The organism is Kaistia hirudinis (genome assembly GCF_014196455.1).
Taxonomy (GTDB): Bacteria; Pseudomonadota; Alphaproteobacteria; order Rhizobiales; family Kaistiaceae; genus Kaistia; species Kaistia hirudinis.
In genome coordinates this window covers 1-1,716 of the sequence record NZ_JACIDS010000014.1, presented here as the reverse complement: position 1 = coordinate 1,716, position 1,716 = coordinate 1, and the positions used below count along the sequence as shown (strand labels likewise).

Below are 1,716 nucleotides of genomic sequence, written 5' to 3'. Positions count from 1 at the left end.
CGTCACGCGACTTTGTTGAAGTTAGCGAGGTCTGCGTGACCGAGGCCGAGCATGGCGAGTGCGATGTCGACGCTCATGCGGTTGACGCGCTGGATGGCCTCTGCGGTGGAGGATCCGGAGTGGGTGCCGAAGAGGGTGTTGTCCTCGAAGGCGCGGAGCGGGCTGTCGGCGGGGAGGGGCTCGGCCTCGAACACGTCGAGACCGGCCGAGCCGACCTTGCCGGAGCGGAGCGCATCGACGAGCGCGGCCTCGTCGACGATCGGCCCGCGGGCGACGTTGACCAGCATGACGCCGTGCTTCATGCGGGCGAGGGCATCGGCGTTGATGAGGTGGTGGTTCTCGGGCGTCAGGTTGCAGGCGAGCACGATGATGTCGGCCTCGGCGAGGACGGCCTCGAACGGCTTCTGCTGCGCGCCGACGGCGGCCAGCAGCTTCGGATCGACGGTGACGACGTCGGAGCCGATCACCTTCATGCCGAAGGCGACGCCGCGGCGGGCGATCTCGCGGCCGATGCCGCCGAGCCCGACAATGCCGAGCGTCAGGCCATGCAGCGAGCGGCCCTCATAGCGGGTCCACAGCCCCGCGCGGACATCGCGGTCCATGCGCTGGAGATGGCGGGCGAGGGTGAGGATATGGCCGAGCGCGAGGTCGGCGACCTCGTTCGAGAACATGCCGGGCGTGTTGTAGACGGGGAGGCCGATCTCGGTCGCGACGGGCTTGTCGACATTGTCGGTGCCGATGCCCCAGCGGACCAGGCCGCGGAGCTTGCCGGCGACGCCGGCGCGCAGCACCGGGGCGGAGAGATCGTCGTCGCCGGCGACGGCGACATCGGCCTCGGCCAGCATGGCGGCCATCTCGGCGGCGCCGAACTGCTGGCCGTCGAGCTTCGGGACCCAGACCTCGACGCCATGGGCGACGATCTCGTCGCGATAGCGGGCGATGTGGCGCTGCAGATGGCCGCAGGTGACGAGAAGCTTAGGCGCCATGGACGGGCTCTCCGGCGGTGTTCTGGGTCGTGTTGCTGGCGGCAGCCTGCTTGGCGGCCTTTTCGGCGGCCTGGACGCGGAAGATCGCCTCGGCGATCTGGAAGTTGATCTCCTCGTCGATATCCTCGGCCTCGAACGGGTCCATCTCGAACATGAGGGGGCGGAGGCCGATGCGGTTCTGCCGCTCGATCAGGGTCTTCTTCTCGAAGATGTAGAGGCAGGAGTTCTCGTTATAGAGCGGCGGCAGGTCCTGGGTTCTGAGCAGGATGGCCGGGTTGTGGTTGACCGCGCGGGCGAGCGGGTCCCAGAGGCGGGACTGGAACTTGGTCACCGAGAACAGCGAATCGTAGACCGGGTATTTGTCGAAGAACAGGTCGACGGCGCGGGCGACGGTGTCCTTGGTCATCAGCGGATTGGTCGAATGGGTCTGCAGGTAGAACTGCGAATCGACCACGCTCGTGTCGTGCAGCAGCACATTGTTCATCGGCGTCGCGCCATCGCGCAGATGCGCCGGTCGCTCCTCCAGGATGACCTGCGGATAGTCCCGCTTGCAGATGTCGAAGACGACGGGCGAATCCGTGTCGATCAGCACGCGGTCGATGCCGGGCGTCTCCAGCAGCACGTCCAGCATGTGCTGGAACAGAGGCCGCCCATCCCCGAACGGGCGGTAGTTCTTCCCCTTAACGCGCTCCGACGAATGACGCATCGGCATCAGGGCTACGAGCTTGTA

2 protein-coding genes are annotated in these 1,716 nt (G+C 66.9%); both read right to left on the bottom strand.

Going from position 1 to position 1,716, the window contains the following annotated elements; genetic code table 11:
* Positions 1-2 precede the first annotated feature (2 nt).
* On the bottom strand, positions 3-986 hold the full coding sequence (locus GGR25_RS24545) for an NAD(P)-dependent oxidoreductase (RefSeq protein ID WP_183401544.1): 984 nt from the start codon (positions 984-986) through the stop codon (positions 3-5).
* Positions 976-1,716 (bottom strand): acylneuraminate cytidylyltransferase family protein (locus GGR25_RS24540; RefSeq protein WP_183401543.1); only part of this gene is annotated, 741 nt, incomplete at its 5' end. The genes GGR25_RS24540 and GGR25_RS24545, both read right to left, overlap by 11 nt.

Coding starts and splice junctions, on each gene's coding strand:
- GGR25_RS24545 (WP_183401544.1), bottom strand. CDS start 986: ATGGCGCCTAAGCTTCTCGTCACCTGCGGCCATCTGCAGCGCCACATC.